Consider the following 24,766-nt stretch of genomic DNA (forward strand, 5'->3'; position numbering starts at 1 on the left):
AGCCGTGGGCTGGCGACAGATGGAAGGCGGGAATCGGGCCGACGACCCAGGCGCGAAATCCGCATTCCGCAAAAATGATTGCTGATGCTATCAGAGACGCAGGCGCCCGCCACGACTGCGTGCGGTTCCCAAACCATGCGGCAGCAGGCTGGAACGGGTATGCGCGTGACAAATCGCAATGGCCAAGGCATCCGAGGCATCGATCTGCGGTTTGCTGGTCAGCTTGAGCATGTGCATGACCATCATCTGCACCTGGTCTTTATTGGCGGCGCCGGTGCCGACCACGGCTTGCTTGACCTGGGTAGCGGTGTACTCGGCAATCTCCAGGCTCTCCTCGGCGCCGGCCACAATGGCGGCGCCGCGAGCCTGCCCGAGTTTGAGGGCGGAATCGGCGTTTTTCGCCATGAACACTTTTTCGATGCCCATGGTCACCGGGCCATAGGTCTGAATGATTTCACGCACGCCGCGATAAACGATCTGCAGCCGCTCATGCAGCTCGCCGGCGCCGGTACGGATGCAGCCCGAGGCCACATAGATGCAGCCGCCACGTCCGGTATCGCGAACAATCCCGTAACCGGTGATGCGCGAGCCGGGGTCGATACCCAGAATTAATGTCATAACGCCTGCAGAAATTGATGCGAAAGCTGAGGGTACATCCAGGAGCTGCCGAAGGCTGCGATCTTTTGATCTTTTAAAAGCAGAAAGATCGCAGCCTTCGGCAGCTCCTACAGGTGAATTGTAGAGCCATCAAAAACTGCGACCTTTCTATTTTGCGTTAACCGAGCTGAGCCGCCACGTCTTCCGGAATGTCCGCGTTGGAATAGACGTTCTGCACGTCATCCAGATCCTCAAGCATGTCGATCAGCTTGAGCACCTTCTCCGCGCCTTCCAGATCCAGTTCGGCGCTGGTGGTCGGCTGCATGACGATTTCCGCGTCGTCGCCCTTGAACCCCGCCGCTTCCAGCGCGTTACGCACGGCATAGAAGCTGGTGAACGAGGTGAACACGTCGATCGAGCCGTCTTCATGACTGACCACGTCGTCGGCATCGGCTTCCAGCGCCGCTTCGGTCAGGACGTCTTCATCGACGCCCGGGGCGAAGCTGATCTGACCCTTGCGCTCGAACAGGTACGCGACCGACCCGTCGGTGCCGAGGTTGCCGCCGCATTTGCTGAATGCATGGCGAACGGCTGCAGCGGTGCGGTTGCGGTTGTCGGTCATGCATTCGACCATCACCGCCACGCCACCCGGGCCGTAACCTTCATAGGTCAGCTCTTCAACGTTGTCCGCTTCGGTCGCACCGGCGCCACGCGCCACGGCGCGGTCGATGATGTCGCGGCTCATGTTCGCGCCGAGGGCCTTGTCCAGAGCCAGACGCAGACGCGGGTTAGATCCCGGATCGCCGCCGCCCTGACGGGCCGCAACGGTCAGTTCACGGATCCACTTGGTGAAGATCTTGCCTCTCTTGGCATCCTGACGTTCTTTGCGGTGCTTGATGTTCGCCCACTTGGAATGACCTGCCATAACTCGCTCCGAATTCTCTTGAAACGTTGCCCGCCCTGCTCACGCAGCGGCCAGCCAACAAAAAATCTCGACCTGCTCTCTATGCAAAGAAAAAAGGCGCATCCGAAGATGCGCCTTCAGGCCCGTCTTACTCAGCCTTTGGCGTTTCGCGCAAACGAATGTGCAGCTCGCGCAGTGCCTTGGCATCCACCACACCCGGCGCTTGCGTCATGACGTCCGCAGCACTCTGGGTTTTCGGGAAGGCGATCACTTCACGGATCGACTGGGCGCCGGTCATCAGCATTACCAGACGGTCCAGACCGAAGGCCAGACCACCGTGCGGCGGCGCACCGTACTTCAGCGCGTCGAGCAGGAAGCCGAACTTCTCTTCCTGTTCCGCTTCGTTGATGCCCAGCAGGCGGAACACCGCTTGCTGCATTTCCTTGCGGTGGATACGGATCGAACCGCCACCCAGCTCGGTGCCGTTCAGTACCATGTCGTAGGCACGGGACAGAGCGCCAGCCGGATTGGCTTCCAGCTCTTCAGGCGAGCACTTCGGCGCAGTGAACGGGTGGTGCAGCGCCGAGAAGCTGCCGTCGTCGTTTTCTTCGAACATCGGGAAGTCGACAACCCACATTGGCGCCCACTTGCAGGTCAACAGGTCGAGGTCGTGGCCCAGCTTGATACGCAGCGCGCCCAGGGCTTCACTGACGATCTTGGCCTTGTCGGCGCCGAAGAACACGATGTCGCCGTCAACTGCACCAACGCGATCAAGGATCACGTTCAGGTTGGCTTCAGGGATGTTTTTCACGATCGGCGATTGCAGACCGTCAACACCGGCAGCGCGCTCGTTGACCTTGATGTACGCCAGGCCCTTGGCACCGTAGATGCCGACGAACTTGGTGTAGTCGTCGATCTGCTTGCGCGGCATGCTCGCCCCGCCTGGAACACGCAGTGCAGCGATACGGCATTTCGGATCGTTGGCCGGGCCGCTGAAGACCTTGAATTCGACTTCCTTGAGCTGATCGGCAACGTCGACCAGCTCCAGCGGGTTACGCAGGTCCGGCTTGTCGGAACCGTAACGACGCATGGCTTCTTCGAAGGTCATGTGCGGGAATTCGCCGAATTCCAGATCCAGCACTTCCTTGAACAGGTTGCGGATCATGCCTTCGGTCAGGCCCATGATGTCTTTTTCGTCGAGGAAGCTGGTTTCGATGTCGATCTGAGTGAACTCAGGCTGACGGTCGGCACGCAGGTCTTCGTCACGGAAGCACTTGGCGATCTGGTAGTAGCGGTCGAAACCGGCAACCATCAGCAGTTGCTTGAACAACTGAGGCGATTGCGGCAGGGCAAAGAAGGAACCGGCGTGAGTACGGCTCGGCACCAGGTAGTCGCGAGCACCTTCCGGGGTCGCGCGGGTCAGGATCGGCGTCTCCACATCGAGGAAGCCGTTCTCGTCGAGGTAGCGACGGATGCTGGTGGTCATGCGCGAACGCAGACGCAGCTTCTCGGCCATTTCCGGACGACGCAGATCGAGGAAGCGGTAGCGCAGACGGGTTTCTTCGCCGACGTCGGAGTATTCGTTGAGCGGGAACGGCGGGGTTTCCGCTTCGTTCAGCACTTCCAGCTCGTAGCCCAGCACTTCGATCATGCCCGACGCCATGTTGGCGTTGGTTGCCCCGGCCGGACGCAGACGCACCTTGCCGGTGATCTTCACCACGTACTCGCTGCGCACGCGATCGGCGGCGGCGAAGCTTTCGGCGCGATCCGGATCGAACACCACCTGCGCCAGACCATCACGATCACGGATATCGAGGAAAATCACCCCGCCGTGGTCGCGACGACGGTGAACCCATCCGCAAAGGGTAATTTCCTGGCCTTCCAGGCTTTCGTTCAGTTGGCCGCAATAATGGCTGCGCATCATGGTAGTGGTTTCGCTTCTCGTAATTCGAAATTCGGTGGAGATCCCGTCGCACTCAAGCACTGCGGAATCTCACGCGTGTCGTTCGACCTGGGCCTGAACCCTAGTCAGATTTGTCGCCACCGGCCAGATTCTTCTTGGCTCCGGTCTTGAAATCGGTCTCGTACCAACCGCTGCCGCTGAGGCGGAAACCCGGCATGGACAGCTGTTTTTTGAGCTCTGGCGCCTGACAGGCAGGGCAGTCGACCAGCGGTGCCTCGCTGATCTTTTGAATGGCTTCCAACTGATGACCACAGGAAGCACATTGGTAATCGTACATCGGCATGGGGGTGTCTCGGCGATCAGATTGCCACCGCGCGCAGGGCTTTGCGGCGAAAGAGCGGGATTATATCCATTAAATGCGGGCTGTGCAGCCGTAAGACTGCACAGCCCGCCACGTCATTTCAAGTATTGGTCGTTCCGGGCATGACGGCCGCCGGGGTATCCCGCAGACCATTCATCACACACACCACCCGCACCAGACCGCTGAAGTTTTTGACCCCGCCGTGGCGCAGGTGCACTTCACGGTCCACATGTGACAGCAGCGTGCTGACCGAACAGCCGTTGTGCCCGGCCATGTCACCAAGAATGTTCCAGTAAACCTGCTCGAGCCTCAAGCAAGTGGCAAACCCGTTCAAACGCACTGACCTTGCCAGCGGCCGGATCAACTCAAAATCAAAATCGCCGACAAACGGATCGACCTTCATTTCCCGTTGCGAACCGACATGCTCGCATCGCCTGTCTCCACCTACCATATCGCTGACACTCCTTTGCCATCGCTGCTTGTAATAAAGACAACATCCTGTGCCTTCATAAAAACGCAGACGCAAAGTCAGCGCCAGATGACTAGTTGCCCAGCAACGTAGGATAAGCCGACATGTTCAGTAAGATTTGAAACAGCACGCGGACATCCCCCCGGACATCCGCGCAAAGGCTTGTCAGGTCTCAAGCAACGCGCGCAGCATCCATGCGGTCTTCTCATGCACCTGCATGCGCTGGGTCAGCAAGTCGGCTGTCGGCTCGTCACTGACCTTGTCCAGCAGCGGGAAGATCCCGCGAGCGGTGCGAGTCACGGCCTCTTGGCCCTCGACCAACTGCTTGATCATGTCCTCGGCGCTTGGCACGCCGACTTCCTCTTTAATGGAGGAGAGTCGCGCGTAAGTCGCGTAGGCACCCGGCGCCGGAAAACCCAAAGCGCGGATACGCTCGGCGATCAGATCCACCGCCAGCGCCAGCTCGTTGTATTGCTCTTCGAACATCAGATGCAGGGTCCTGAACATCGGACCTGTAACGTTCCAGTGGAAGTTATGGGTTTTCAGATACAGCACATAGGTGTCCGACAACAACGGCGACAGCCCCTCGACGATGGACTTGCGGTCTTCCTCACTGATACCGATATCGATTGCCATGTTTACCCCCTAAGGCGATTGAATTCATCCAACAGGTGCAGACCCACTCTAGCAAGGCAGCCGCGACCTCGCAGCCGGCAATTTTCGCTTGCCGTGCGACAAATCGACCGGGCAGGTGCCGCTGGCCGGGGTGATTTGAGTCGCTGCAGGCTTTGCTGTTAAATAGGCAGTGTGTCGCCATGCCCCATTTTTCGGGGCCTCGCGCATAGGCTGATGCCGGGCACGTGTCCAACGCCTCTTTATTGTTTCCGAAGCGAACCGTGCGCCTTCAGCTCTTCCTTGTGAGCCGTCATAACGTGAGCCAATCAAAATGTTGAAAATCGTCCACCTGCTAATGGGCGCAGCGGCCTTGCTGCTGTCGTTCATACCCAGCCTGAAAGCCGAAGCCGTTCCTTACCTGCAACAACCCGATGCACTTTACCTGGCCTTTTTCGGCCTGCTGAACCTGGTCATCGCTCCTGTGATTCCTTACTGGAACAAAGGCCCGCGCCAGCATCTGCAAAATCTGGTCAGCGCTCTTCTCGTACTGACTGTCGTCCTGCAAACCCTGACCCTGATCGCACCAATGCCTGTCATCGCCGGTCAACCGGCCGTGTTGTTCAGTCTGGTAATCGCCCTGGTTGCCGTGGTTGTGCATCTGGCTGTGAGCTTCTACAAGTCTTCACCGGCTGCCGCGCCTGTCAGCTATGACATGAGCAACCGCGATACCGGTACCGTCAAGTGGTTCAACACCTCCAAAGGCTTCGGATTCATCTCCCGGGATTCCGGTGATGATATTTTCGTGCACTTTCGTGCAATCCGTGGCGAAGGCCACCGCGTACTGGTCGAAGGCCAACGCGTGGAGTTCTCGGTGATGAACCGGGACAAAGGCCTGCAAGCCGAGGACGTGATTGCCGCCCTGCCGCGTCGCTGATTCGAGGCATAAAAAAACCGCGAGCAGCCAGGCTGCTCGCGGTTTTTTTATGCGCGCACAAACGTGCCGAGCTCAGTAATGGGGCGGCGGCGCTTCTTCCTCGAAAGAATCGAACTGCCCGACCATTTCCTCCTGACGCTTGAGCAGCGCCGCCATCTGCAGTTGCAGGCGTTCGATTACTCGCTGCTGCGCAACCAGTTCGTCGTTCAACGCCTGAATGGTGTCATCCTGAAACGCCAGGCGGCTTTCCAGATCGGTGACGCGTTCTTCAAGGTTCATGGTTCAACCCTCCAGAAACGTGAAGTGTTCGCTCAGCACCAGACGCAGCCGCTCACGAATGCTCGCGACCTGCTCGGCGCTGTAGGGTTTGGCCGGGTGTTTGCCCCAGACCGGCGCCGGCCATGCCGCGTCATCACGCTTGCGCACGATCACATGCATGTGCAACTGGCTGACAACGTTACCCAGCGTCGCGACGTTCAGCTTGTCAGCATCGAACAAGTCCTTGAGCAACTCGGCCAGCGCCGTGGTTTCCTGCCACAGCTGCTGCTGGTCGGCGACATCCAACTGAAACAACTCGCTGATATCGTCGCGACGAGGCACCAGGATGAACCACGGGTAATTGGCATCATTGGACAGCAGCAGCCGGCAGAGCGGGAAGTCGCCGATGGTCAGGGTGTCCTGTTGAAGTCGTGAATCTAAAGCAAACACTGCGTGCACTCCCGGCTTATCTACACAATTCAGCTTAGCGGCTACCCAGACAGGCATGAGACCAAGCGACAGGCAGGCAGCATACCTGCGAATGCGCCGGGCTTCACGATAAGCGCGCCCGGGCAGACGTTGCTCAATGTTCCTGCATGCGACATTTTTGGGCAGCACGCACCATGACGGAACCGACTGCGCGATCCAACACAATGAAATGACCAGAAAAGCCCGAAGCGTTCGCCCCCTGCACCCGCTCAAACTGTATGAATCCGGAACAACTGTAAAAATTTTTGCACCAAAACCGCACAGTGCGTCTACGCTCAGTGCGTCAGGCATCCGCGGAATACTCACAGACGGGGTGAACCGGTAACGTTTTTCGTTGTCGCGCACAGAAACCAGCTCGACAACACCAAGCAAAGGATGGCGTCAAGCCCTGATAAAGGAGGGCTTGAGGCCCAGTATTTATGCGGTTTTTACAGCGACCAGCGACTGCTCAGAAAAATAACCGCATAGAGAAAGCGGTTTGTGCACGCTTGTTGCATTCGTACTCATATGGACTATAAGCGCACCACGGGAAGTGGGAGCCTTAAGCCCGACAAAAACAGTGGCAGGGTTGCCCGATGGAGATTCAAGTGTTTTGCCAGGGACTCTTTTTTAGCGATGCAAACGGCTAGAAAAACAGCGAGAAAGTTGTCGGTCCGATTGCATCGGTACTGTGATTTTGCGACATCTGCAAAGCCATCTGCGACAGCGTCGTAAAGAAGGTGAAAGGTTGGATTCGCAAGTATCGCCAACATTGTCGGCGTGATATAAGTTTGCGCCGACACAAAAAGAAAGAGCCGCCCAGATAATAAAACAGGTGGGACGGCAGTACTCTTCTAAAAACCAAAGGAGCAAATCACGATGCGCGTGATGAAGTGGAGCATGATCGCCCTGGCTGTTGCAGCAGGCACCTCGCAGTTCGCAATGGCGTCTTCTCAGGATGAAGCCAAGGGTTTCCTGGAAGACCAGAGTCTGAAACTGAAGACTCGTATGGAATACATGAACCGCGATTACAAGAATGGTGCCGGTAACGTTGCAAAGAAAGACGGCACCCCGGGTTTTGAAAGCGGCTATCGCCAGGACACCGGTGTCAGCCAACTGCTGACCTACGAGTCGGGCTTCACTCAAGGCACCGTAGGCTTCGGTCTCGACGCCATGGCCATGGGTTCGGTCAAGCTGGACGGTGGCTCGGGTCGCCGCGGCAACGGCCTGTTTGCAGTCGACAGCGACGGCAACCCGGAAAAATCCCAGGGCAAGATCGGCGGCGCAGTCAAATTCCGCGTATCCGACACCGTCCTGAAATACGGTCAGCAATTCGTTGCCAGCCCGGTCTTCGCCACTGACGACAGCCGTCTGCTGCCAGAAGTCGCTACCGGTACCCTGATCACTTCCAAAGAGATCAAGGGCCTGGAACTGAGCGCTGGTCGCTTCACTTCCCTGAGCAAGCAAACCGGCATGGGCCGCGACAGCATCGGCGGCCTGCCTGATGAAAACGGTTTCGGCGGCAAAGGCCTGACCAACATCAACATCTTCGGTGCCAGCTACGCGTTCACCGACAACTTCACCGCCGCCATCGCCGCGTCTGATGCTGATGACTACTTCAAGAAGCAGTACATCAACCTCAACTACACCCTGCCAATCAACGAAGACCAGTCGCTGAACTTCGACTTCAACGGTTATAAAACCGAAGGCGAGAAGCGCGGTGACCTGGTTGACGCAATCGGCGACGGCACCACCGGCGTTGACAACAAACTGTGGTCCCTGGCTGCTGCGTACAGCATCGGTGCTCACAAATTCACCATCGCTCACCAGCGCTCCAGCGGCGACAACGCTTACTACTATGGCGTTGACGGCAACAGCACCATCTTCGTTGCCAACTCCATCCAGATCTCCGACTTCGTGGGCCGCGACGAGCGCTCCTGGCAAGCTCGCTACGACCTGAACATGAAGACCTACGGCGTACCTGGCCTGAGCTTCATGACCCGTTACGTGAAGGGTGACAACATCACCACCAACGGTCTGGGCGAAGGTAAGGAAAACGAGTGGAACGCCGAGTCCAAGTACGTGATCCAGGAAGGTCCGGCCAAGGATCTGTCGTTCCGTCTGCGTTACGCCATGTACCGTTCGAACGGCGCGTACAGCGGCTACTCGTCTGACAACAACGACACCCGTCTGATCGTTGAGTACCCACTGAACATCCTCTAATCGGGATAGGCAGCTGAAGTACTGTAGAGCCCTGCTCTAACAAGAACCGCCCACCTGATTCAGGTGGGCGGTTTTTTTATGCCGCAAGTTTGTTTCGGTACGCAAAACCAATAATAGCTTGCTACTTATTAGCCAGCGAACATTCACCCCGAACATAAAAAAACCCAAGAGTGCGAACAGCTCTTGGGTTTTGCCATTAATTAACTGACTGCGAAGCCAAGTATCAATGCTGTTACTGCGTGGCTGTTTCCTGAACTACGCGAATCACCCGCTGTGGAAACGGAATATCAATCCCCGCCGCCTTCAAACGATCACGCGACTGTTCGTTAAACATGAACATCACGTCCCAGTAGTCTGCAGTTTTGACCCATACGCGCAGGGAAACAGTGATCGAGCTGTCACCCAACGTCGAAATGACCGCTTGTGGCGCTGGGTCCTGCAACACGCGCTCATCTTTGGCCAGATCCAGCAGCACCTGACGGGCCTTCTGCAGATCCGCTTCGTAATCCACACCCACGTCGAACACTACTTTGCGGGTTGGCTGACGGTTGGTGTTGGTGATGATGCCGTTCGACAGATTGCCGTTCGGGACGATGATCGTCTTGTTGTCACCGGTACGCAGCACGGTGTGGAAAATCTGGATGCTGTCGACAGTCCCCGCCACGCCCTGCGCTTCGATCCAGTCGCCGATGCGGAACGGACGGAACAGCAGAATCAGCACGCCGCCAGCAAAGTTCGCCAGGCTGCCCTGCAACGCCAGACCGATGGCTAGGCCCGCTGCACCGATCGCAGCCACGAACGAGGTGGTTTCCACACCGATCATCGAGGCCACGCTGACGATCAGCAGCACCTTGAGAATGATATTCGCCAGACTGCTGATAAAGCCTTGCAGCGCCAGATCGGCATTGCGCAGGGCCAACAGACCGCCGAGCTTTTGCGTGACCTTGTTGATCAGCCACCAGCCAATGGCCAGGGTAATCACCGCCAGCAACACACGGCTGCCGTATTCCATGATCATCGGAATCCACGCCTGGGACGCCTTGACCAGGTTATCTACCTCAGCATTCAAATCCATCTTCCATCTCCTGATGTCCGGCCATTCGGCACGCAAAAAACAAGCGGCAGAAACCCGCCGGGTGTACACAAACAATGTGGGAGCGAGCTTGCTCGCGAAGGCGGTGCGTCATTCAGCAATGAGGTTGACTGACACGCCGCCTTCGCGAGCAGGCTCGCTCCCACAGTTCTTCTGACCGAGCTTAGTCGCGGAAGTTGTTGAACTGCAGTGGCATGCCGAATTCCTTGGCGCGCAGGGCCGCGATGGCTTCCTGCAGGTCATCGCGTTTCTTGCCGGTCACACGCACCTGTTCGCCCTGAATGGCGGCCTGCACCTTGAGCTTGGCATCCTTGATGTGCGCGACGATTTTCTTCGCCAGCTCCTTGTCGATGCCTTCCTTGAGGATCGCGTCCTGCTTCATCAGCTTGCCCGAGGCGTAAGCGTCTTTGACTTCAAGGCACTGCACATCAATCTTGCGCTTGGTCAGGGCCAGCTTCAGGATCTCGATCATCGCTTCCAGCTGGAACCCGGCTTCAGCGGTGAGGTTGACGGTCAGGTCCTTTTCCTTGAACTCGAAGCTGCCTTTGCCTTTCAGGTCATAGCGACGATCGAGTTCCTTCACGGCGTTCTCGACCGCGTTGGTCAGCTCGTGTTTGTCCAGTTCGGATACCACGTCGAACGACGGCATGTAGTCTCTCCAATAAAAAGGCGCGCTCGATCAGGAGGGAGCGCGCTTGGCTTGCGGTTAAAATCCGGCTCATTATAACGGGTCTTTTCCCACCGACACGGCGAGCCTTGCATGCCAGTACCTTACCGAGTGAAAAACTGATGTCCACCCCTTGGCACGTTCTCGGCGCCGGCAGCCTCGGCACCCTCTGGGCCACACGTCTGGCCCGCGCGGGTCTGCCGGTGCGGCTGATCCTGCGTGATGCCGAGCGTTTGCGCAGCTATCAGGCGGCCGGCGGGCTGACCCTGGTCGAGCACGGCGCAGCCACCACCTATGCCGTCCCCGCGCAAACGGCAGCTGACCCGGAGCGGATCCGTCGCCTGCTGGTCGCCTGCAAAGCCTATGACGCCGAAAGCGCGGTCGCCCGCCTCGCCCCGCGCCTGAGCGCAGATGCCGAGCTGATCCTGCTGCAGAACGGCCTCGGCAGTCAGGACGCGGTCGCAGCGGTGGTTCCGCAGGCACGCTGCATCAGCGCCTCCAGCACCGAAGGCGCGTTCCGCGACGGCGAATGGCGCGTGGTGTTTGCCGGCCACGGTTTCACCTGGCTGGGCGATGCCGGTCATCCGGTGGCGCCGATCTGGCTGGACGACCTGCAAGCGGCGAACATCCCCCATGAATGGAGCACCGACATCCTCACCCGGCTGTGGCGCAAACTGGCGCTCAATTGCGCGATCAATCCACTGACCGTGCTTCACGATTGCCGTAACGGCGGACTGGAGCAGCATCAATGCGAAGTCGCCACGCTGTGCGCGGAACTGGCCGAGTTGCTGGAGCGTTGCGGTCAACCGGCAGCCGCGCTCGATCTGCAGCAGGAAGTCGAGCGGGTGATCCATGCCACAGCGGCCAACTACTCGTCGATGTATCAGGACGTGGCGAACCGGCGCCGCACCGAAATCAGCTACCTGCTGGGCCACGCCTGCAAAGTCGCCATCCGTCATCAACTGAACCTGCCGCACCTCAAGCAATTGCAGCAGCGTCTGGTCGAGCATCTGCGCAGCCTTGGATTGCCCAGCGACTGAGCAGCGGCTACGCTGGCCACTTGTTCCTTTGCTGCGATAAACCTGATGCCATTGCGCCAGCGCCTCGAAAACCTGCCGGTCGGCCAGAAACTGCTGGCCGCCCTGCTGGTGTTGTTGACCACCGTTCTGCTGGTCGCCAACCTGACCTTTATCAGCGCCGCCTATTACATCTCCCAGGAAAGCATGGCGCCGCAGGCCCTGCAGACCATTGGCCGGCTGATCTCCAACCCGAGCCTGGTCGCACAAGCCCTCGAGTCGCCACAAAGCGCCGAACGCCTGCTCAAGGAACTCGACAGCTATTCGCCGCTGCGTGCGGCGGCGTTGTACGACGGCAAGGGTGACCGACTCGCCCAGGTGCAGCGTGGCGACAAACTCAATCTGCCGGAACGCTATCGGCACATCGAAGCCTGGCAACTCACCGAGTTTCGCAGCAACCAGTTGATCACCCTGCCTCGCCCGGGCACTGCACCGGGTCATCTGCTGCTGGTGGCCAGCAGTGAACTGCCGATGGCGTTTTACACCGGCACCTTGACGGCCAGCCTCGGCATCCTGATTTTCAGTGTGCTGCTGTGGTTGGTGATTGCGCGGCAGATCAAACGCCTGATCACCCGCCCGATCCATGAACTTGAAGAGCTGTCGCGTCAGGTCACCCGTGAAGAGAACTACGCCCTGCGCGCCTCGCGCGGTAATCATGACGAAATCGGCAGCCTCGCCGAAGCGTTCAATACCATGCTCTCGCGCATCGAAGCCCGCGAGCAGCAACTCAAGCGCGCCCGCGATGACTCGCAGGCCGCCTACGATCAGGCTCAGGGCCTGGCCGAAGAAACCCGCCACACCAACCGCAAGCTGGAACTGGAAGTCCAGGTTCGCAGCAAGATCGAAAAGAAGCTCACCGGTTTCCAGAACTACCTCAACAGCATCATCGACTCCATGCCCTCGGCACTGATCGCCCTCGACGAGCAGCTCTACGTGACCCAGTGGAACCAGGAGGCCAGCGCCCTCTCCGGCACGCGCCTGGATGAAGCGTTGAACCAGCCGATCTTCCTCGCCTTCGAACCGCTCAAGCCGTTTCTGCCGCAACTCAAGCAGACCGTGGAAGAACACACGGTGGCAAAGATCGAGCGGGTGACTTGGTTCAAGGATGACGAGCCCAAGCATTACGCCCTGACCTTCTACCCGCTGATGGGCGGTGCCGGGCGAGGTGTGGTGATCCGCATCGACGACATCACCCAGCGCCTGTCGCTGGAAGAAATGATGGTGCAATCGGAAAAGATGCTCTCGGTCGGTGGCCTCGCCGCCGGCATGGCCCACGAGATCAACAACCCGCTGGGTGCGATTTTGCACAACGTGCAGAACATTCGCCGGCGGCTGTCGGCAGATCTGCCGAAGAACCTGGAAACCGCTGAACAACTCGGCATCGAGCTGGACACGGTCAACCGCTACCTGCAAAGCCGTGAAGTGCCGAAGCTGCTCGACGGCATCCAGCAGGCCGGCGCCCGCGCAGCAAAAATCGTCACCCACATGCTCAGTTTCAGCCGGCGCAGCACCCGGCAAATGGCCCCGTGCGATCTGCCCGCGTTGATCGATCAAGCGGTAGAAATTGCCGGCAACGACTTCGATCTGGCGATCGGTTTCGACTTCAAGGGACAGGCGATCATCCGCCAGTTCGACCCGGCGCTCGGCCCGGTGCCGGGCACCGCCAACGAACTGGAGCAAGTGCTGCTCAACCTGCTGAAAAACGCTGCGCAAGCCATTCATCAGCGCGAAGACGACAGCGAGCCGGGGCGGATCATTCTGCGTACCCGACTCAATCCGCCATGGGCCGAGATTCAGGTCGAGGACAACGGCATTGGCATGAGCGAGAGCGTGCGCAAACGCACCTTCGAGCCCTTTTTCACCACCAAGGAAATCGGCCAGGGCACGGGACTGGGGCTGTCGGTGTCGTACTTCATCATTACCAACAACCATAAAGGCCAGATGGAAGTGCAATCGGCGCCCGGCCAGGGCACCTGTTTCACCCTGCGCCTGCCGCTGACCCAACCGGCAGCCATCGCCGCCGAAACCAATCAATCAACGAGGTAACTCATGGGCTTTCGCTTGTCGAAGATCTACACCCGTACCGGCGACAAAGGCGAAACCGGCCTGGGCGATGGCCGCCGCGTGCCCAAGGATCACCCGCGCATCGAAGCCATTGGCGAAGTCGACACACTGAACAGTCAGGTCGGTGTGCTGCTGGCCGGGCTGATCGCCGAGCGCGAGGCGTTCCCCGATCTGAATGAATTGATCGAGGTGCTCGCGCCTTGCCAGCATCGCTTGTTCGATCTGGGCGGTGAGCTGGCGATGCCGGAATATCAGGCGCTGAACATGGCGGAAATCGAGCGCCTGGAAGCGGCGATTGATGTATGGAACGAAGAATTGGGGCCGCTGGAGAATTTCATTCTGCCCGGTGGCTCAGTGCTGATCGCCCAGGCTCATGTATGCCGCAGCCTGGCGCGCAGTGCCGAGCGGCGCTGTCAGCATTTGAATGCGATCGAGCCGTTGGCCGGGGTTGGTTTGGCGTATATCAATCGGCTGTCGGATCTGTTGTTCGTCGCCGCAAGGTTGATTGCGCGGCGGCAGGGGATTGCGGAGATTCTGTGGCAGCCGGCGGCCAAACCTTCAGGAACGTAGTGTTTGATCGGCCGCCATCGCTGGCAAGCCAGCTCCCACAAGGTTTTGTGTCGTTCTCCGCATTTGCGGTGCACCCAATACCTGTGGGAGCTGGCTTGCCAGCGATGAGGCCAGTGGCCTCAGCACATAATCAAGCTTGCGGCCAGAATGCGCGAATCCCCGCTACACCCTGAGCGCCAACACCCCAAGCCTTCTCGCGCTCCGCCGGACCAACGCCGCCGAGCAAGAACACCGGCTTGCTGAAGCCCTCGATCAATGTCGACGCCTGCTCCCAGCCCAACGGCTGCGCATCCGGATGGGTCAAGGTTGGCTGAACCGGCGACAGGGTGACGAAGTCCACGCCCATCTGTTCGGCCAGCGCCAGCTCTTCAGCGTTATGGCACGAAGCCGCGAGCCAGCGCTCCGCCGGCAACGGGCGCCCCGCTTCGGCGTATTTGCGCAGTTGCGCGGCGGTGATGTGCCAGCCGGCGGCCGGGAAATCGCCAAGCCACTCGAACGGCCCCTTGATCATCAACTGCGCCTTGCCAGCACACAGGCCGACCGCATCCACCGCCAGGTCTCGATACTTGGGGTCATAGCCGTTCGGTGCGCGCAGTTGAATCAGTTTGATCCCGTCGGCAATTGCCTTCTGGATGCCGCGCAGCAAGGCCGGGGCTTCCAGATCTTCCGGGGTGATCAAGTATTCGCCGGGCAAACGCGCAGCAGCGACAATCGGCTGGTTGGCGGCCGGGAACTCGTAGTTCAGCAGATCCTTGGCGCTGACCCAGGCCAGTGGCTGACCTTCGGCACCGTGCGGTTCGCCGCTGAACTGCGACACTTCCCAGACATCCAGCAACACCTGCTTGTCGGGGTAATCATGGCGGACCTTGATCAGCGGACGAGCAGCGCCGACAACAATGCCCAGCTCTTCCTGAAGCTCGCGAGCCAGGGCACTTTCGACCGATTCATCAGCCTCGACCTTGCCACCGGGAAACTCCCACAGACCTCCCTGATGCTGGGTATCGGCACGACGGGCGATGAGGATTTTGCCACTGTCGTCACGAATGACGGCAGCGGCGACGTGTACGCGTTTCACGGATTCAACTCCTCCAGTCCAGCCTTTTGCCACGCCTTGAAGGCAGGCCATTGGTAGACGGTTTCAACATAGGCTTGATCAACCGCCGGTAACGGCACCTGGTAAGTTCGCAGACGCACGGCGATCGGCGCGAAGAACGCGTCAGCCAGGCTCACTCGGCCAAACAGATACGGCCCGGGCTCCGTGGCGGCGGCGCGGCATTCAGCCCACAACGCGAGCATGCGTTCGATATCGACCTTCACCTCCGGCGGTACCGGGTTGAGCGGAGCGTCGTGGCTCAGGTTGAACGGCATGTGATTGCGCATGGCGAAGAAGCCACTGTGCATTTGCGCGCACGCAGAACGGGCCTGAGCGCGAGCGTAAACATCGCCCGGCCAGAGCTGTTCGGCCGGGAACTGTTCGGCCAGGTATTCGGCAATCGCCAGAGAGTCGGCGATGGTGCCGCGAGAGGTTTGCAGCAACGGCACCTTGGCGGTCGGCGAATGCTTGAGCAGCCGCTCGCGGGTGTCGGGCTTGCCGAGCTTGATCAGTTCTTCGCTGTAAGGGGCGCCGGTCAGTTCCAACGCCAGGGCGGCACGCAAAGACCAGGAGGAAAGCAGTTTGTCGCCGATGATCAGGTGCAGGGACATGGTGTGGCGCCTTTTCGTCAGTGGAAAGCTTCAAGACTTGTGGTGAACGGACCGACGCTTTCGCGGGCAAGCCCGCTCCCACAGTAGTTTCGGTCGTGCACAAATCTCGTGTACACCACAGAACCCTGTGGGAGCGGGCTTGCCCGCGAAGAGGCCGGCAGCCCACCCTCACCCTTTGGATCAGGTGCGGTATTCGGCGTTGATCTTCACGTACTCATGCGACAGGTCGGTGGTCCAGATGGTTTCGCTGCAGTCGCCGCGACCCAGTTCGATACGGATGGTGATCTCTTCCTGCTGCATCACCGCCGAGCCCTGTGCTTCAGTGTAGGTCTCGGCACGGGCGCCACGGCTGGCGATGCACACGTCGCCGAGGAACACGTCGATCTTGCTCACATCCAGGTTCGGCACGCCGGCACGGCCGACAGCGGCCAGAATACGGCCCCAGTTCGGGTCGGAAGCGAACAGCGCGGTCTTGATCAGCGGCGAGTGGGCCACGGTGTAACCGACGTCCAGGCATTCCTGATGATTGCCGCCACCGTTGACTTCAACGGTGACGAATTTGGTCGCGCCTTCGCCGTCACGCACGATGGCCTGGGCCACGTCCATGCACACTTCGAATACCGCCTGTTTCAGCTTGGCGAACAGCTCGCCTTCGGCGCGGGTGATTTCCGGCAGGGCAGCCTTGCCGGTGGCAATCAGCATGCAGCAGTCGTTGGTCGAGGTGTCGCCGTCGATGGTGATGCGGTTGAACGACTTGTTCGCACCGTCGAGCATCAGGTTGTGCAGCACGTCGCGGGAGACTTTGGCGTCGGTGGCGATGTAGCCGAGCATGGTCGCCATGTTCGGGCGAATCATGCCGGCGCCTTTGCTGATGCCGGTAACGGTGATGGTCACGCCGTCATGCTGGAACTGGCGACTGGCGCCCTTGGGCAGGGTATCGGTGGTCATGATGCCGGTGGCGGCCGCTTCCCAGTTGTTTTCCGACAGATCATCCAGCGCCGCTTGCAGCGCGCCTTCGATCTTCTCGACCGGCAGCGGTTCACCGATCACACCGGTGGAATACGGCAGGATCTGGCTGGCATCGACACCGGTCAGCTCGGCCAGTTTGGCGGTGGTGCGCTCGGCAGCCGCCAGACCCGGCTCACCGGTACCGGCGTTGGCGTTACCGGTGTTGGTCAGCAGGTAACGCACGGCGTTCTGCACACGTTTTTTCGCCAGGATTACCGGCGCGGCGCAAAAGGCATTCAACGTGAACACGCCGGCCACGGTCGAACCTTCGGCACAGCGCATCACTACCACATCCTTGCGCCCGGGGCGCTTGATGCCGGCCGAGGCGATACCGAGTTCAAAACCGGCAACCGGGTGCAACGTTGGCAAAGGACCAAGACCAACAGCCATGAATGCGCTCCTTACTCAATGATGTCAGCACCGCTCACAGGGATGGCGGTGGTGTAAATGGCAAAACGCCGCGACGGCAGGAGCCGGTCGCGGCGCGGGTATTTCAGCGATTGAAACGGGGTTTACTGGATCTGCCCGTGGCAATGCTTGAATTTCTTGCCCGAACCGCAGTAGCACAGTTCGTTGCGGCCCAGCTTCTGCTCGTTGCGCACCGGCGCGGTGGCAAGGGCTACATCGACCTCTTCACCCAACACTTCCGGCTGCTCCAGACCCGGGGCCTCGGCGTGTTCGAACTGCATGCGCGCGGCCAGTGCTTCGGCTTCCTCACGCAGGCGTTGCTCTTCGGCTTCCGGATCTTCGCGGCGCACCTGAACGTGCGACAGCACACGGATCGAGTCGCGCTTGATCGAATCCAGCAGCTCGGAGAACAGCGTGAACGACTCGCGCTTGTATTCCTGCTTCGGGTTCTTCTGGGCGTAGCCACGCAGGTGGATGCCGTGACGCAGGTGATCCATGGTCGACAGGTGGTCTTTCCACAGATCGTCCAGCACGCGCAGAACGATTTGTTTCTCGAACGAGCGCAGTGCTTCGGCACCGGCCTGATCTTCTTTCTCGTTGTACGCCGCCATCAGCTCGACCATCAGCTTCTCGCGCAGGGTCTCTTCGTACAGGTGATCGTCTTCGTCGAGCCATTGCTGGATCGGCAATTTCACCCCGAAGTCGCTGGCAATCGACGCTTCCAGACCGGCCACGTCCCACTGCTCTGGCAGCGATTGCGGCGGAATGTGCGCGCTGACGGTGGCGTTGAGCACGTCCTGACGGAAATCGGCGATGGTTTCACCGATGTTGTCGGCGGCCAGCAACGTGTTACGCATGTGATAGATCACTTTACGCTGTTCGTTGTTGACGTCGTCGAACTCGAGCAGTTGCTTGCGGATGTCGAAGTTGCGGCCTTCAACCTTGCGCTGCGCCTTCTCGATCGCGTTGGTCACCATGCGGTGTTCGATCGCTTCGCCCGGCTGCATGCCCAGGGCTTTCATGAAGTTCTTCACCCGGTCAGAGGCGAAGATGCGCATCAGGCTGTCTTCCAGCGACAGGTAGAAGCGGCTGGAACCGGCATCGCCCTGACGGCCGGCACGGCCACGCAGCTGGTTGTCGATACGACGGGATTCGTGACGCTCGGAGGCGATCACCTGCAGACCGCCGGACTCCAGCACTTGCTGGTGACGCTTCTGCCAGTCGGCCTTGATCTGGGCGATCTGCTCGGGGCTCGGGTTTTCCAGCGCCGCGACTTCCACTTCCCAGTTGCCGCCCAGCAGGATGTCGGTACCACGACCGGCCATGTTGGTGGCGATGGTCAGGGCGCCCGGACGACCGGCTTGTGCGATGATCTCGGCTTCTTTTTCGTGGAACTTGGCGTTCAGTACCTTGTGTTCGATACCTTCCTTGTTGAGCAGGCTGGACACGTGCTCGGAGGTTTCGATGGTCGCGGTACCCACCAGGATCGGACGGCCCTGGGCCATGCCTTCCTTGATGTCGTTGATGATCGCCGCGTATTTCTCTTCGGCGGTCAGGAACACCAGGTCGTTGTAGTCTTTACGCGCCAACGGCTTGTTCGGCGGAATGACCATGACCTGCAGGCCGTAGATCTGGTGGAATTCGAACGCTTCGGTGTCAGCGGTACCGGTCATGCCGGACAGCTTGGTGTACAGACGGAAGTAGTTCTGGAACGTGGTCGAGGCCAGGGTCTGGCTCTCGGCCTGGATGTTCAGACCTTCCTTGGCTTCGATGGCCTGGTGCAGGCCTTCGGACAGACGACGACCCGGCATGGTACGACCGGTGTGTTCGTCGACCAGTACGACCTGACCGTCCTGCACAATGTATTCGACGTTGCGGTGGAACAGTTTGTGCGCACGCAGACCCGAATAAACGTGGGTCAGCAGGCCCAGGTTATGCGCCGAGTACAGGCTCTCGCCTTCGGCCAGCAGGCCGACGCCGGTGAGCATTTCTTCAATGTACTGGTGACCGGCTTCGTTGAGTTCGACCTGACGGGTCTTCTCGTCGATCGTGTAATGGCCGGCCTTGGTGACCTGGCCTTCGACTTCTTCGACGTGCAGTTCCAGCTGCGGGATCAGTTTGTTGATCTCCATGTACAGCTTGGAACTGTCCTCGGCCTGACCGGAAATGATCAGCGGGGTACGGGCTTCGTCGATGAGGATGGAGTCGACTTCGTCGATCACGGCAAAATTGAGTTCGCGCTGGAATTTCTCTTCCATGCTGAACGCCATGTTGTCGCGCAGGTAGTCGAAACCGAATTCGTTGTTGGTGCCGTAGGTGATGTCGGCAGCGTAGGCGGCGCGCTTCTCTTCCGGCGGCTGGAACGGCGTCACGACGCCGACGGTCAGGCCGAGGAATTCATACAGCGGACGCATCCAGTTGGCGTCGCGGCGGGCCAGGTAGTCGTTCACGGTCACAACGTGCACGCCCTTGCCGGACAGCGCGTTGAGGTAAACGCCCAGGGTGGCCACGAGGGTTTTACCCTCGCCGGTACGCATCTCGGCAATCATGCCTTCATGCAAGGTCATGCCGCCGATCAACTGGACGTCGAAGTGGCGCATGCCCATGACGCGCTTGCCGGCTTCACGGGCGACCGCGAAGGCTTCAGGCAACAGCTTGTCGAGGGATTCCCCTTTGGCGATACGGGCCTTGAACTCGTTGGTCTTGGCACGCAATTGATCGTCCGAAAGGGCCACCATTTGCTCTTCGAAGGCATTGACGAGCTGCACCGTCTTGAGCATGCGTTTGACTTCACGCTCGTTCTTGCTTCCAAAAAGTTTCTTTAACAAAGGCGCAAACATATCGGCAGGATCTTCCACACTAAAGGGATGGAGGGCGGCCCCGTGAGTCGCCCGTGCAGCCCTCATGGCCGCATGCGAACGAGCATTCTACCCGGAAACGGTGGTGAGGAAAGTGGCGATATTCCACGATGCTGGCACTGCGCTTTGACGGGGCTCACTTAAAATAAGGGCGTTTTGCTCAACTTCAACCCATTAAGGCAAGAAGTTAGTTGTTGATTTAATGGGTAAAGCAGGGACAAAAGCAATGGGCGAGTGGTTCCGTCGCTTTCTGCTACCATGGCGCGTCTGTTACTTCAGGTGTTCGATCATGGCATTTCGCCCCCTCACAGCCAGAGCGCCCGCCGTTCTGCTACGCGAAGCCAAGCCGCTCAAAGCCATTCTCGGCCATGCCCAACGCCTCGCTCATCTGCAACGCCTGCTTGAAAGCCAGCTGCAACCGGCCGCCCGCACGCATTGCCATGTGGCCAAGTGGCGTGAAGGCCAATTGACGCTGGTGGTGACCGACGGGCACTGGGCGACGCGCCTGCGTTACCAGCAAAAACGCCTGCAACGCCAACTGCAGCTGTTCGAAGAATTCGCCAACCTGACGCGCATCCTGTTCCGCGTGCAACCGCCGCTGGTCCAGCATCGTCCAGGCGGACACTCAATGGATCTGTCCACAGATGCGGCGCAGACCATTCAGTCGACGGCCGACGGGATCAGCGATCCTGGCCTGCGTGCAGCGCTTGAGCGTCTGGCGGCGCACGCCAAAGACAAGACCTGAAGCAAAAGCAAAAGATCGCAGCCTGCGGCAGCTCCAACATTGAGAATGCGTTCCCCTGCAGGAGCTGCCGAAGGCTGCGATCTTTCCTTTTAGCGGCGTTTGCTGCCGCCGAGCAACGAGCCCATCAGCCCTCTTACCAGTTGTTTGCCGAGATTGTTCGCCGCTTGGCGCATCGCTGACTTCAGCGCCTGCCCCGCCGCCGTCCCCAGAAACTCCCCGGCACGATCGGCCAGGCTCGGTTCTTCAGGCGCGGCCTTACCGGTCGGCATTTCTGCCTCCGGCGCCAGATCCTTGCGGCCCATCAGGATTTCATACGCCGATTCACGATCGATCGGCTTGTCATAACGTCCCTTGAACGGCGACCCGGCGATCAGCATCGTGCGTTCGGTCTCGCTCAGCGGCCCGATCCGCGATTGCGGCGGCGCCACCAGCACCCGCTGGACCATTTCCGGCGTGCCCTTTTCCTGCAGCGTCCCGACCAGCCCTTCGCCGATGCCCAGCTCCGTCAATACCGACAACGTATCGAACGCCGGATTAGGCCGGAAGCCATCGGCCACCGCGCGCAGGGATTTCTGTTCCTTGGCGGTAAACGCGCGCAAACCGTGCTGGATGCGCAGGCCAAGCTGCGCCAGCACGTTATCCGGCAAATCCCCCGGCGACTGGGTGACGAAATACACGCCGACCCCTTTCGAGCGGATCAGCCGCACCACCTGTTCCAGACGTTCCTGCAACGCCTTTGGCGTATCGCCGAACAACAAATGCGCTTCATCGAAGAACAGCGCCAGCAGCGGTTTGTCGGCGTCGCCGCGCTCTGGCAACTGCTCGAACAGCTCGGCCAGCAACCACAGCAGGAACGTCGCGTAGACCTTCGGCGCCTCGTGTACCAGACGGCTGGCATCGAGCAAATGAATGCGCCCACGGCCGTCCGCCGCCGGTTGCAGAATGTCTTCGAGTTGCAATGCTGGCTCGCCGAACAAGGCTTCAGCGCCCTGCTGCTCCAGGGTCGCCAGCCGGCGCAACAACGCCTGACTGGAACCGGTGGTCATCAGCGCGGCATCTTCGCCCAACAGTTGCGGGTTGTCCTTGAGGTGGTTGAGCAGCGCCTTGAGGTCTTTCAGGTCCAGCAACAACAGACCTTCGCGGTCCGCCACCTTGAAAGCCGCGTACAGCGCCGCCTGCTGACTGTCGGTCAGTTCCAGCAGGCTGCCGATCAGCAGCGGGCCCATTTCACTCAAGGTGGTGCGCAACGGATGACCGGATTCGCCGTGAATGTCCCACAGCGTCACCGGATAAGCCTGCGGCTTGTGGTCGAGCCAGGGCATCCCGGCGATGCGCTCGGCGACCTTGCCCTGCGGATTGCCGGCAGCGCCCAGGCCGCACAGGTCGCCCTTGATGTCGGCGGCGAACACCGCGACCCCGGCGTCGCTGAACGCTTCGGCGAGACGTTGCAAAGTCACGGTCTTGCCGGTCCCGGTCGCACCGGCGATCAGCCCGTGGCGGTTGGCCAGGCGCATGGCCTGAGCAATCGGTTGCCCCGCCAGATCGGCGCCGATAACGAGTTGCGATGTGTCAGGCATTTTGTCACCTATGGTTAATCTTTAATCCGCTGTGGCCGATAGCTAAGGGCGAGAACCTGACTGAAAAGTCGGTCGGACATTTCCCTAAGGAGAGCCGGAAATATCAGTTTTTTTCACCCTTGCCCATATTGCGCGTCTTTATAAAAGCACGCCCAGGACATTAAGACCTTAGCGGAACCCCAAGCCATGAACAAAAACCTGCGCTTCAGCCATAAAATTTTGCTTGCCGCCGCCCTCATCGTCATCGCCGCTTTCGCCTCGTTCACGCTGTACAACGACTGGCTGCAACGCAACGCGATCCGCGATGACCTGAACAACTATCTCAACGAGATGGGCGAAGTCACCGCCGATAACATCCAGACCTGGCTCAACGGACGCATTCTGCTGGTCGAGAACGCGGCCCAGAACATCGCCATCAACCCGGAACCGGCCAACGTCGCGAGCTTGCTGGAGCAGAAATCCCTGACCTCGACGTTCATGGCCACTTACCTGGGCGATGCCACCGGTCACTTCACCATCCGCCCGGACGTAAAGATGCCGGACGGCTTCGATCCACGGGTGCGCCCTTGGTATAAAGGTGCCGAGAGCAGCAGCGCCTCGACCCTGACCGAACCGTACATCGACGCCGCCACCGGCCAGTTGATCATCTCCATCGCCACCGCCTCGAAAAAAGCCGGTCAGAGCGTTGGCGTGGTCGGCGGCGACCTGAGCCTGCAAACCCTGGTCGACACGCTCACCGCCCGGGACTTCTCCGGCATGGGCTATGCGTTCCTGGTCAGCGCCGACGGCAAGATCCTCGTGCACCCGGACAAGGCGCTGGTGATGAAGTCACTGAAAGAAGCCTATCCGCAGGACACCCCGCGCATCAGCAGCGACTTCAGTGAAATCACGGTCGACGGCAAGACCCGCATCGTCAGCTTCACCCCGATCAAAGGCCTGCCATCGGTGAACTGGTACATCGGTCTGTCGGTGGACAAGGACAAAGCCTTCTCGATGCTCAGCGAGTTCCGCACCTCGGCGGTGATTGCCACCGTGATTGCGGTGGTGATCATCATTGCGCTGCTGGGCATGCTGATTCGCCTGCTGATTCAGCCGCTGCACGTCATGACCCGCGCCATGGAAGACATCGCCGATGGCGAGGGCGACCTGACCAAGCGCCTGACTATCGTCAACAACGATGAATTCGGCGTGCTGGGTACCGCATTCAACCGCTTCGTCGAGCGTATCCACGGCTCGATCCGCGAAGTGTCGTCGGCCACCGGCCAGGTCAACGAGGTCGCGCTGCGCGTGGTCGCCGCGTCCAACTCGTCGATGTACAACTCCGACCAGCAAGCCTCGCGCACCAGCAGCGTCGCCGCCGCGATCAATCAACTGGGCGCTGCCGCCCAGGAAATCGCGCGCAATGCCGCACAAGCCTCGAACCAGGCCAGCGACGCCCGCGGCCTCGCGGAAGACGGCCAGCAAGTGGTGGATCGCAGTATCAAGGCGATGAATCAACTGTCGAGCATGCTCAGCGCCTCCAGCACCAACATCGAGTCGCTGAACAGCAAAACCGTGAACATTGGGCAGATTCTGGAAGTGATCACCAGCATCTCCCAGCAAACCAACCTGCTGGCGCTCAACGCCGCCATCGAAGCCGCGCGTGCCGGTGAGGCCGGACGTGGTTTTGCCGTGGTCGCCGACGAAGTGCGCAACCTGGCGCACCGCACCCAGGAATCGGCGCAGCAAGTGCAAACCATGATTGAAGAGCTGCAGGTCGGCGCCCGTGAATCGGTGAGCACCATGAGCGACAGCCAGCGCCACAGCCAGGACAGCGTGGAAATCGCCAACCTTGCCGGCGAACGCCTGAACAGCGTGACCCAGCGCATCGGCGAGATCGACGGGATGAACCAGTCGGTGGCCACCGCGACCGAAGAGCAGACAGCGGTGGTCGAGTCGATCAACGTCGACATCACCGAGATCAACACGCTGAACCAGGAAGGCGTCGAAAACCTGCAGGCGACCTTGCGTGCCTGCTCGGATCTGGAGCAGCAGGCTTCGCGTCTGCAGCAACTGGTCGGCAGTTTCCGCATCTAGGGCGCTGCCACTGGCCTCTTCGCGAGCAGGCTCGCTCCCACATTGTATCTGTGTCGTTTGCAGATCCCTGTGGGAGCGAGCTTGCTCGCGAAGGCATCCTGTCAAACACCACAACACCTCCCTGACACTCCCACCGCACAATCCCGACCGAACATCTATTCTGGATAAAGGTCAACCAAGGGAGTGCC

General features: G+C 59.9%; 22 protein-coding genes and 1 pseudogene. 7 read left to right on the forward strand and 16 right to left on the reverse strand.

Annotation, left to right across the window (positions count from 1 at the left end):
• Positions 1-90 precede the first annotated feature (90 nt).
• The 6 genes from ruvC to GTQ41_RS20675 all read right to left on the reverse strand — a co-directional run bounded on the left by ruvC (position 91) and on the right by GTQ41_RS20675 (position 4,870).
• Positions 91-618, reverse strand: a complete 528-nt coding sequence (gene ruvC / locus GTQ41_RS20650) for a crossover junction endodeoxyribonuclease RuvC (protein ID WP_047296045.1) — start codon at positions 616-618, stop codon at positions 91-93.
• 157 nt (positions 619-775) lie between these two features.
• On the reverse strand, positions 776-1,522 hold the full coding sequence (locus tag GTQ41_RS20655; protein ID WP_047296047.1) for a YebC/PmpR family DNA-binding transcriptional regulator: 747 nt from the start codon (positions 1,520-1,522) through the stop codon (positions 776-778).
• Positions 1,523-1,649: 127 nt separating this feature from the next.
• The gene (gene aspS, locus GTQ41_RS20660; protein WP_047296049.1) at positions 1,650-3,425 is read right to left on the reverse strand and encodes an aspartate--tRNA ligase; all 1,776 of its coding nucleotides are present in this window, start codon (positions 3,423-3,425) and stop codon (positions 1,650-1,652) included.
• Between the two features lie 100 nt (positions 3,426-3,525).
• The gene (locus tag GTQ41_RS20665; protein ID WP_003227532.1) at positions 3,526-3,747 is read right to left on the reverse strand and encodes an FmdB family zinc ribbon protein; all 222 of its coding nucleotides are present in this window, start codon (positions 3,745-3,747) and stop codon (positions 3,526-3,528) included.
• Between the two features lie 118 nt (positions 3,748-3,865).
• Entirely contained in the window at positions 3,866-4,216 is a 351-nt protein-coding gene (locus GTQ41_RS20670; protein WP_047296052.1) for a ribbon-helix-helix domain-containing protein, read from the reverse strand.
• Between the two features lie 183 nt (positions 4,217-4,399).
• A complete protein-coding gene (locus tag GTQ41_RS20675) occupies positions 4,400-4,870 on the reverse strand; it encodes a Dps family protein (RefSeq protein WP_047296054.1) in 471 nt (156 codons plus the stop codon).
• 310 nt (positions 4,871-5,180) lie between these two features.
• Here GTQ41_RS20675 and GTQ41_RS28810 point away from each other — a divergent pair, with 310 nt between their 5' ends.
• A complete protein-coding gene (locus GTQ41_RS28810; RefSeq protein WP_047296057.1) occupies positions 5,181-5,783 on the forward strand; it encodes a cold-shock protein in 603 nt (200 codons plus the stop codon).
• Between the two features lie 72 nt (positions 5,784-5,855).
• Here the strand turns inward: GTQ41_RS28810 and GTQ41_RS20685 are convergent, their stop codons facing one another.
• On the reverse strand, positions 5,856-6,062 hold the full coding sequence (locus GTQ41_RS20685) for a SlyX family protein (protein ID WP_007962092.1): 207 nt from the start codon (positions 6,060-6,062) through the stop codon (positions 5,856-5,858).
• A gap of 3 nt (positions 6,063-6,065) precedes the next feature.
• Positions 6,066-6,491 carry an HIT domain-containing protein gene (locus GTQ41_RS20690; RefSeq protein ID WP_047296059.1) on the reverse strand — a complete coding sequence of 142 codons (426 nt, stop codon included), beginning with the start codon at positions 6,489-6,491 and terminating at the stop codon, positions 6,066-6,068.
• 897 nt (positions 6,492-7,388) lie between these two features.
• On the opposite strand from GTQ41_RS20690, the gene GTQ41_RS20695 reads away from it, so the two are divergent.
• Positions 7,389-8,732, forward strand: a complete 1,344-nt coding sequence (locus GTQ41_RS20695; RefSeq protein WP_047296060.1) for an OprD family porin — start codon at positions 7,389-7,391, stop codon at positions 8,730-8,732.
• Between the two features lie 232 nt (positions 8,733-8,964).
• Here the strand turns inward: GTQ41_RS20695 and GTQ41_RS20700 are convergent, their stop codons facing one another.
• From GTQ41_RS20700 to GTQ41_RS20705, 3 genes and pseudogenes are all read right to left on the reverse strand, one after another.
• Positions 8,965-9,807 carry a mechanosensitive ion channel family protein gene (locus GTQ41_RS20700; RefSeq protein ID WP_047296061.1) on the reverse strand — a complete coding sequence of 281 codons (843 nt, stop codon included), beginning with the start codon at positions 9,805-9,807 and terminating at the stop codon, positions 8,965-8,967.
• Positions 9,808-9,884: 77 nt separating this feature from the next.
• Positions 9,885-9,971: pseudogene (locus GTQ41_RS28675) on the reverse strand (metal ABC transporter ATP-binding protein); the annotation flags it as partial.
• Positions 9,972-9,988: 17 nt separating this feature from the next.
• A complete protein-coding gene (locus GTQ41_RS20705) occupies positions 9,989-10,474 on the reverse strand; it encodes a YajQ family cyclic di-GMP-binding protein (RefSeq protein WP_003227548.1) in 486 nt (161 codons plus the stop codon).
• Between the two features lie 140 nt (positions 10,475-10,614).
• On the opposite strand from GTQ41_RS20705, the gene GTQ41_RS20710 reads away from it, so the two are divergent.
• The 3 genes from GTQ41_RS20710 to GTQ41_RS20720 are packed head-to-tail and all read left to right on the forward strand — an operon-like array spanning position 10,615 to position 14,202.
• Positions 10,615-11,532, forward strand: coding sequence for a putative 2-dehydropantoate 2-reductase (locus tag GTQ41_RS20710; RefSeq protein WP_047296062.1), 918 nt, complete (start codon positions 10,615-10,617; stop codon positions 11,530-11,532).
• A 45-nt stretch (positions 11,533-11,577) separates the two neighbouring features.
• The gene (locus GTQ41_RS20715) at positions 11,578-13,614 is read left to right on the forward strand and encodes a HAMP domain-containing sensor histidine kinase (RefSeq protein ID WP_047296063.1); all 2,037 of its coding nucleotides are present in this window, start codon (positions 11,578-11,580) and stop codon (positions 13,612-13,614) included.
• Between the two features lie 3 nt (positions 13,615-13,617).
• Positions 13,618-14,202 carry a cob(I)yrinic acid a,c-diamide adenosyltransferase gene (locus GTQ41_RS20720; protein WP_047296064.1) on the forward strand — a complete coding sequence of 195 codons (585 nt, stop codon included), beginning with the start codon at positions 13,618-13,620 and terminating at the stop codon, positions 14,200-14,202.
• A 130-nt stretch (positions 14,203-14,332) separates the two neighbouring features.
• Here GTQ41_RS20720 and GTQ41_RS20725 read toward each other — a convergent pair whose 3' ends face one another.
• The 4 genes from GTQ41_RS20725 to secA form a co-directional block, all read right to left on the reverse strand.
• Entirely contained in the window at positions 14,333-15,277 is a 945-nt protein-coding gene (locus GTQ41_RS20725; protein WP_047296066.1) for a Nudix family hydrolase, read from the reverse strand.
• Positions 15,274-15,906 (reverse strand): glutathione S-transferase family protein, encoded by a 633-nt coding sequence (locus tag GTQ41_RS20730; RefSeq protein WP_047296068.1) that lies wholly within the window; start codon positions 15,904-15,906, stop codon positions 15,274-15,276. Before GTQ41_RS20730 ends, GTQ41_RS20725 begins: the two co-directional genes overlap by 4 nt.
• A gap of 180 nt (positions 15,907-16,086) precedes the next feature.
• A complete protein-coding gene (gene argJ / locus GTQ41_RS20735) occupies positions 16,087-17,304 on the reverse strand; it encodes a bifunctional glutamate N-acetyltransferase/amino-acid acetyltransferase ArgJ (RefSeq protein ID WP_047296069.1) in 1,218 nt (405 codons plus the stop codon).
• Positions 17,305-17,426: 122 nt separating this feature from the next.
• Positions 17,427-20,162 carry a preprotein translocase subunit SecA gene (gene secA / locus GTQ41_RS20740; protein WP_041068523.1) on the reverse strand — a complete coding sequence of 912 codons (2,736 nt, stop codon included), beginning with the start codon at positions 20,160-20,162 and terminating at the stop codon, positions 17,427-17,429.
• Between the two features lie 307 nt (positions 20,163-20,469).
• On the opposite strand from secA, the gene GTQ41_RS20745 reads away from it, so the two are divergent.
• Positions 20,470-20,925, forward strand: a complete 456-nt coding sequence (locus GTQ41_RS20745; RefSeq protein WP_047296070.1) for a DUF721 domain-containing protein — start codon at positions 20,470-20,472, stop codon at positions 20,923-20,925.
• Between the two features lie 89 nt (positions 20,926-21,014).
• Here GTQ41_RS20745 and GTQ41_RS20750 read toward each other — a convergent pair whose 3' ends face one another.
• On the reverse strand, positions 21,015-22,502 hold the full coding sequence (locus GTQ41_RS20750) for a helicase HerA-like domain-containing protein (RefSeq protein WP_047296071.1): 1,488 nt from the start codon (positions 22,500-22,502) through the stop codon (positions 21,015-21,017).
• Positions 22,503-22,688: 186 nt separating this feature from the next.
• Between GTQ41_RS20750 and GTQ41_RS20755 the strand changes: the two genes are divergently transcribed.
• Positions 22,689-24,578 (forward strand): methyl-accepting chemotaxis protein, encoded by a 1,890-nt coding sequence (locus tag GTQ41_RS20755; protein WP_047296072.1) that lies wholly within the window; start codon positions 22,689-22,691, stop codon positions 24,576-24,578.
• Positions 24,579-24,766: the final 188 nt, after the last annotated feature.

Origin of the sequence: Pseudomonas sp. AN-B15 (assembly GCF_019056475.1) — a bacterium.
Classification (GTDB): Bacteria; Pseudomonadota; Gammaproteobacteria; order Pseudomonadales; family Pseudomonadaceae; genus Aquipseudomonas; species Aquipseudomonas parakoreensis.

What these genes read in the sequence shown, in the direction of transcription:
- ruvC (WP_047296045.1), bottom strand. Translation starts at nt 618, where the DNA reads ATGACATTAATTCTGGGTATCGACCCCGGCTCGCGCATCACCGGTTAC.
- GTQ41_RS20655 (WP_047296047.1), bottom strand. Translation starts at nt 1,522, where the DNA reads ATGGCAGGTCATTCCAAGTGGGCGAACATCAAGCACCGCAAAGAACGT.
- aspS (WP_047296049.1), bottom strand. Translation starts at nt 3,425, where the DNA reads ATGATGCGCAGCCATTATTGCGGCCAACTGAACGAAAGCCTGGAAGGC.
- GTQ41_RS20665 (WP_003227532.1), bottom strand. Translation starts at nt 3,747, where the DNA reads ATGCCGATGTACGATTACCAATGTGCTTCCTGTGGTCATCAGTTGGAA.
- GTQ41_RS20670 (WP_047296052.1), bottom strand. Translation starts at nt 4,216, where the DNA reads ATGGTAGGTGGAGACAGGCGATGCGAGCATGTCGGTTCGCAACGGGAA.
- GTQ41_RS20675 (WP_047296054.1), bottom strand. Translation starts at nt 4,870, where the DNA reads ATGGCAATCGATATCGGTATCAGTGAGGAAGACCGCAAGTCCATCGTC.
- GTQ41_RS28810 (WP_047296057.1), top strand. Translation starts at nt 5,181, where the DNA reads ATGTTGAAAATCGTCCACCTGCTAATGGGCGCAGCGGCCTTGCTGCTG.
- GTQ41_RS20685 (WP_007962092.1), bottom strand. Translation starts at nt 6,062, where the DNA reads ATGAACCTTGAAGAACGCGTCACCGATCTGGAAAGCCGCCTGGCGTTT.
- GTQ41_RS20695 (WP_047296060.1), top strand. Translation starts at nt 7,389, where the DNA reads ATGCGCGTGATGAAGTGGAGCATGATCGCCCTGGCTGTTGCAGCAGGC.
- GTQ41_RS20700 (WP_047296061.1), bottom strand. Translation starts at nt 9,807, where the DNA reads ATGGATTTGAATGCTGAGGTAGATAACCTGGTCAAGGCGTCCCAGGCG.
- GTQ41_RS20705 (WP_003227548.1), bottom strand. Translation starts at nt 10,474, where the DNA reads ATGCCGTCGTTCGACGTGGTATCCGAACTGGACAAACACGAGCTGACC.
- GTQ41_RS20710 (WP_047296062.1), top strand. Translation starts at nt 10,615, where the DNA reads ATGTCCACCCCTTGGCACGTTCTCGGCGCCGGCAGCCTCGGCACCCTC.
- GTQ41_RS20715 (WP_047296063.1), top strand. Translation starts at nt 11,578, where the DNA reads ATGCCATTGCGCCAGCGCCTCGAAAACCTGCCGGTCGGCCAGAAACTG.
- GTQ41_RS20720 (WP_047296064.1), top strand. Translation starts at nt 13,618, where the DNA reads ATGGGCTTTCGCTTGTCGAAGATCTACACCCGTACCGGCGACAAAGGC.
- GTQ41_RS20730 (WP_047296068.1), bottom strand. Translation starts at nt 15,906, where the DNA reads ATGTCCCTGCACCTGATCATCGGCGACAAACTGCTTTCCTCCTGGTCT.
- argJ (WP_047296069.1), bottom strand. Translation starts at nt 17,304, where the DNA reads ATGGCTGTTGGTCTTGGTCCTTTGCCAACGTTGCACCCGGTTGCCGGT.
- secA (WP_041068523.1), bottom strand. Translation starts at nt 20,162, where the DNA reads ATGTTTGCGCCTTTGTTAAAGAAACTTTTTGGAAGCAAGAACGAGCGT.
- GTQ41_RS20745 (WP_047296070.1), top strand. Translation starts at nt 20,470, where the DNA reads ATGGCATTTCGCCCCCTCACAGCCAGAGCGCCCGCCGTTCTGCTACGC.
- GTQ41_RS20750 (WP_047296071.1), bottom strand. Translation starts at nt 22,502, where the DNA reads ATGCCTGACACATCGCAACTCGTTATCGGCGCCGATCTGGCGGGGCAA.
- GTQ41_RS20755 (WP_047296072.1), top strand. Translation starts at nt 22,689, where the DNA reads ATGAACAAAAACCTGCGCTTCAGCCATAAAATTTTGCTTGCCGCCGCC.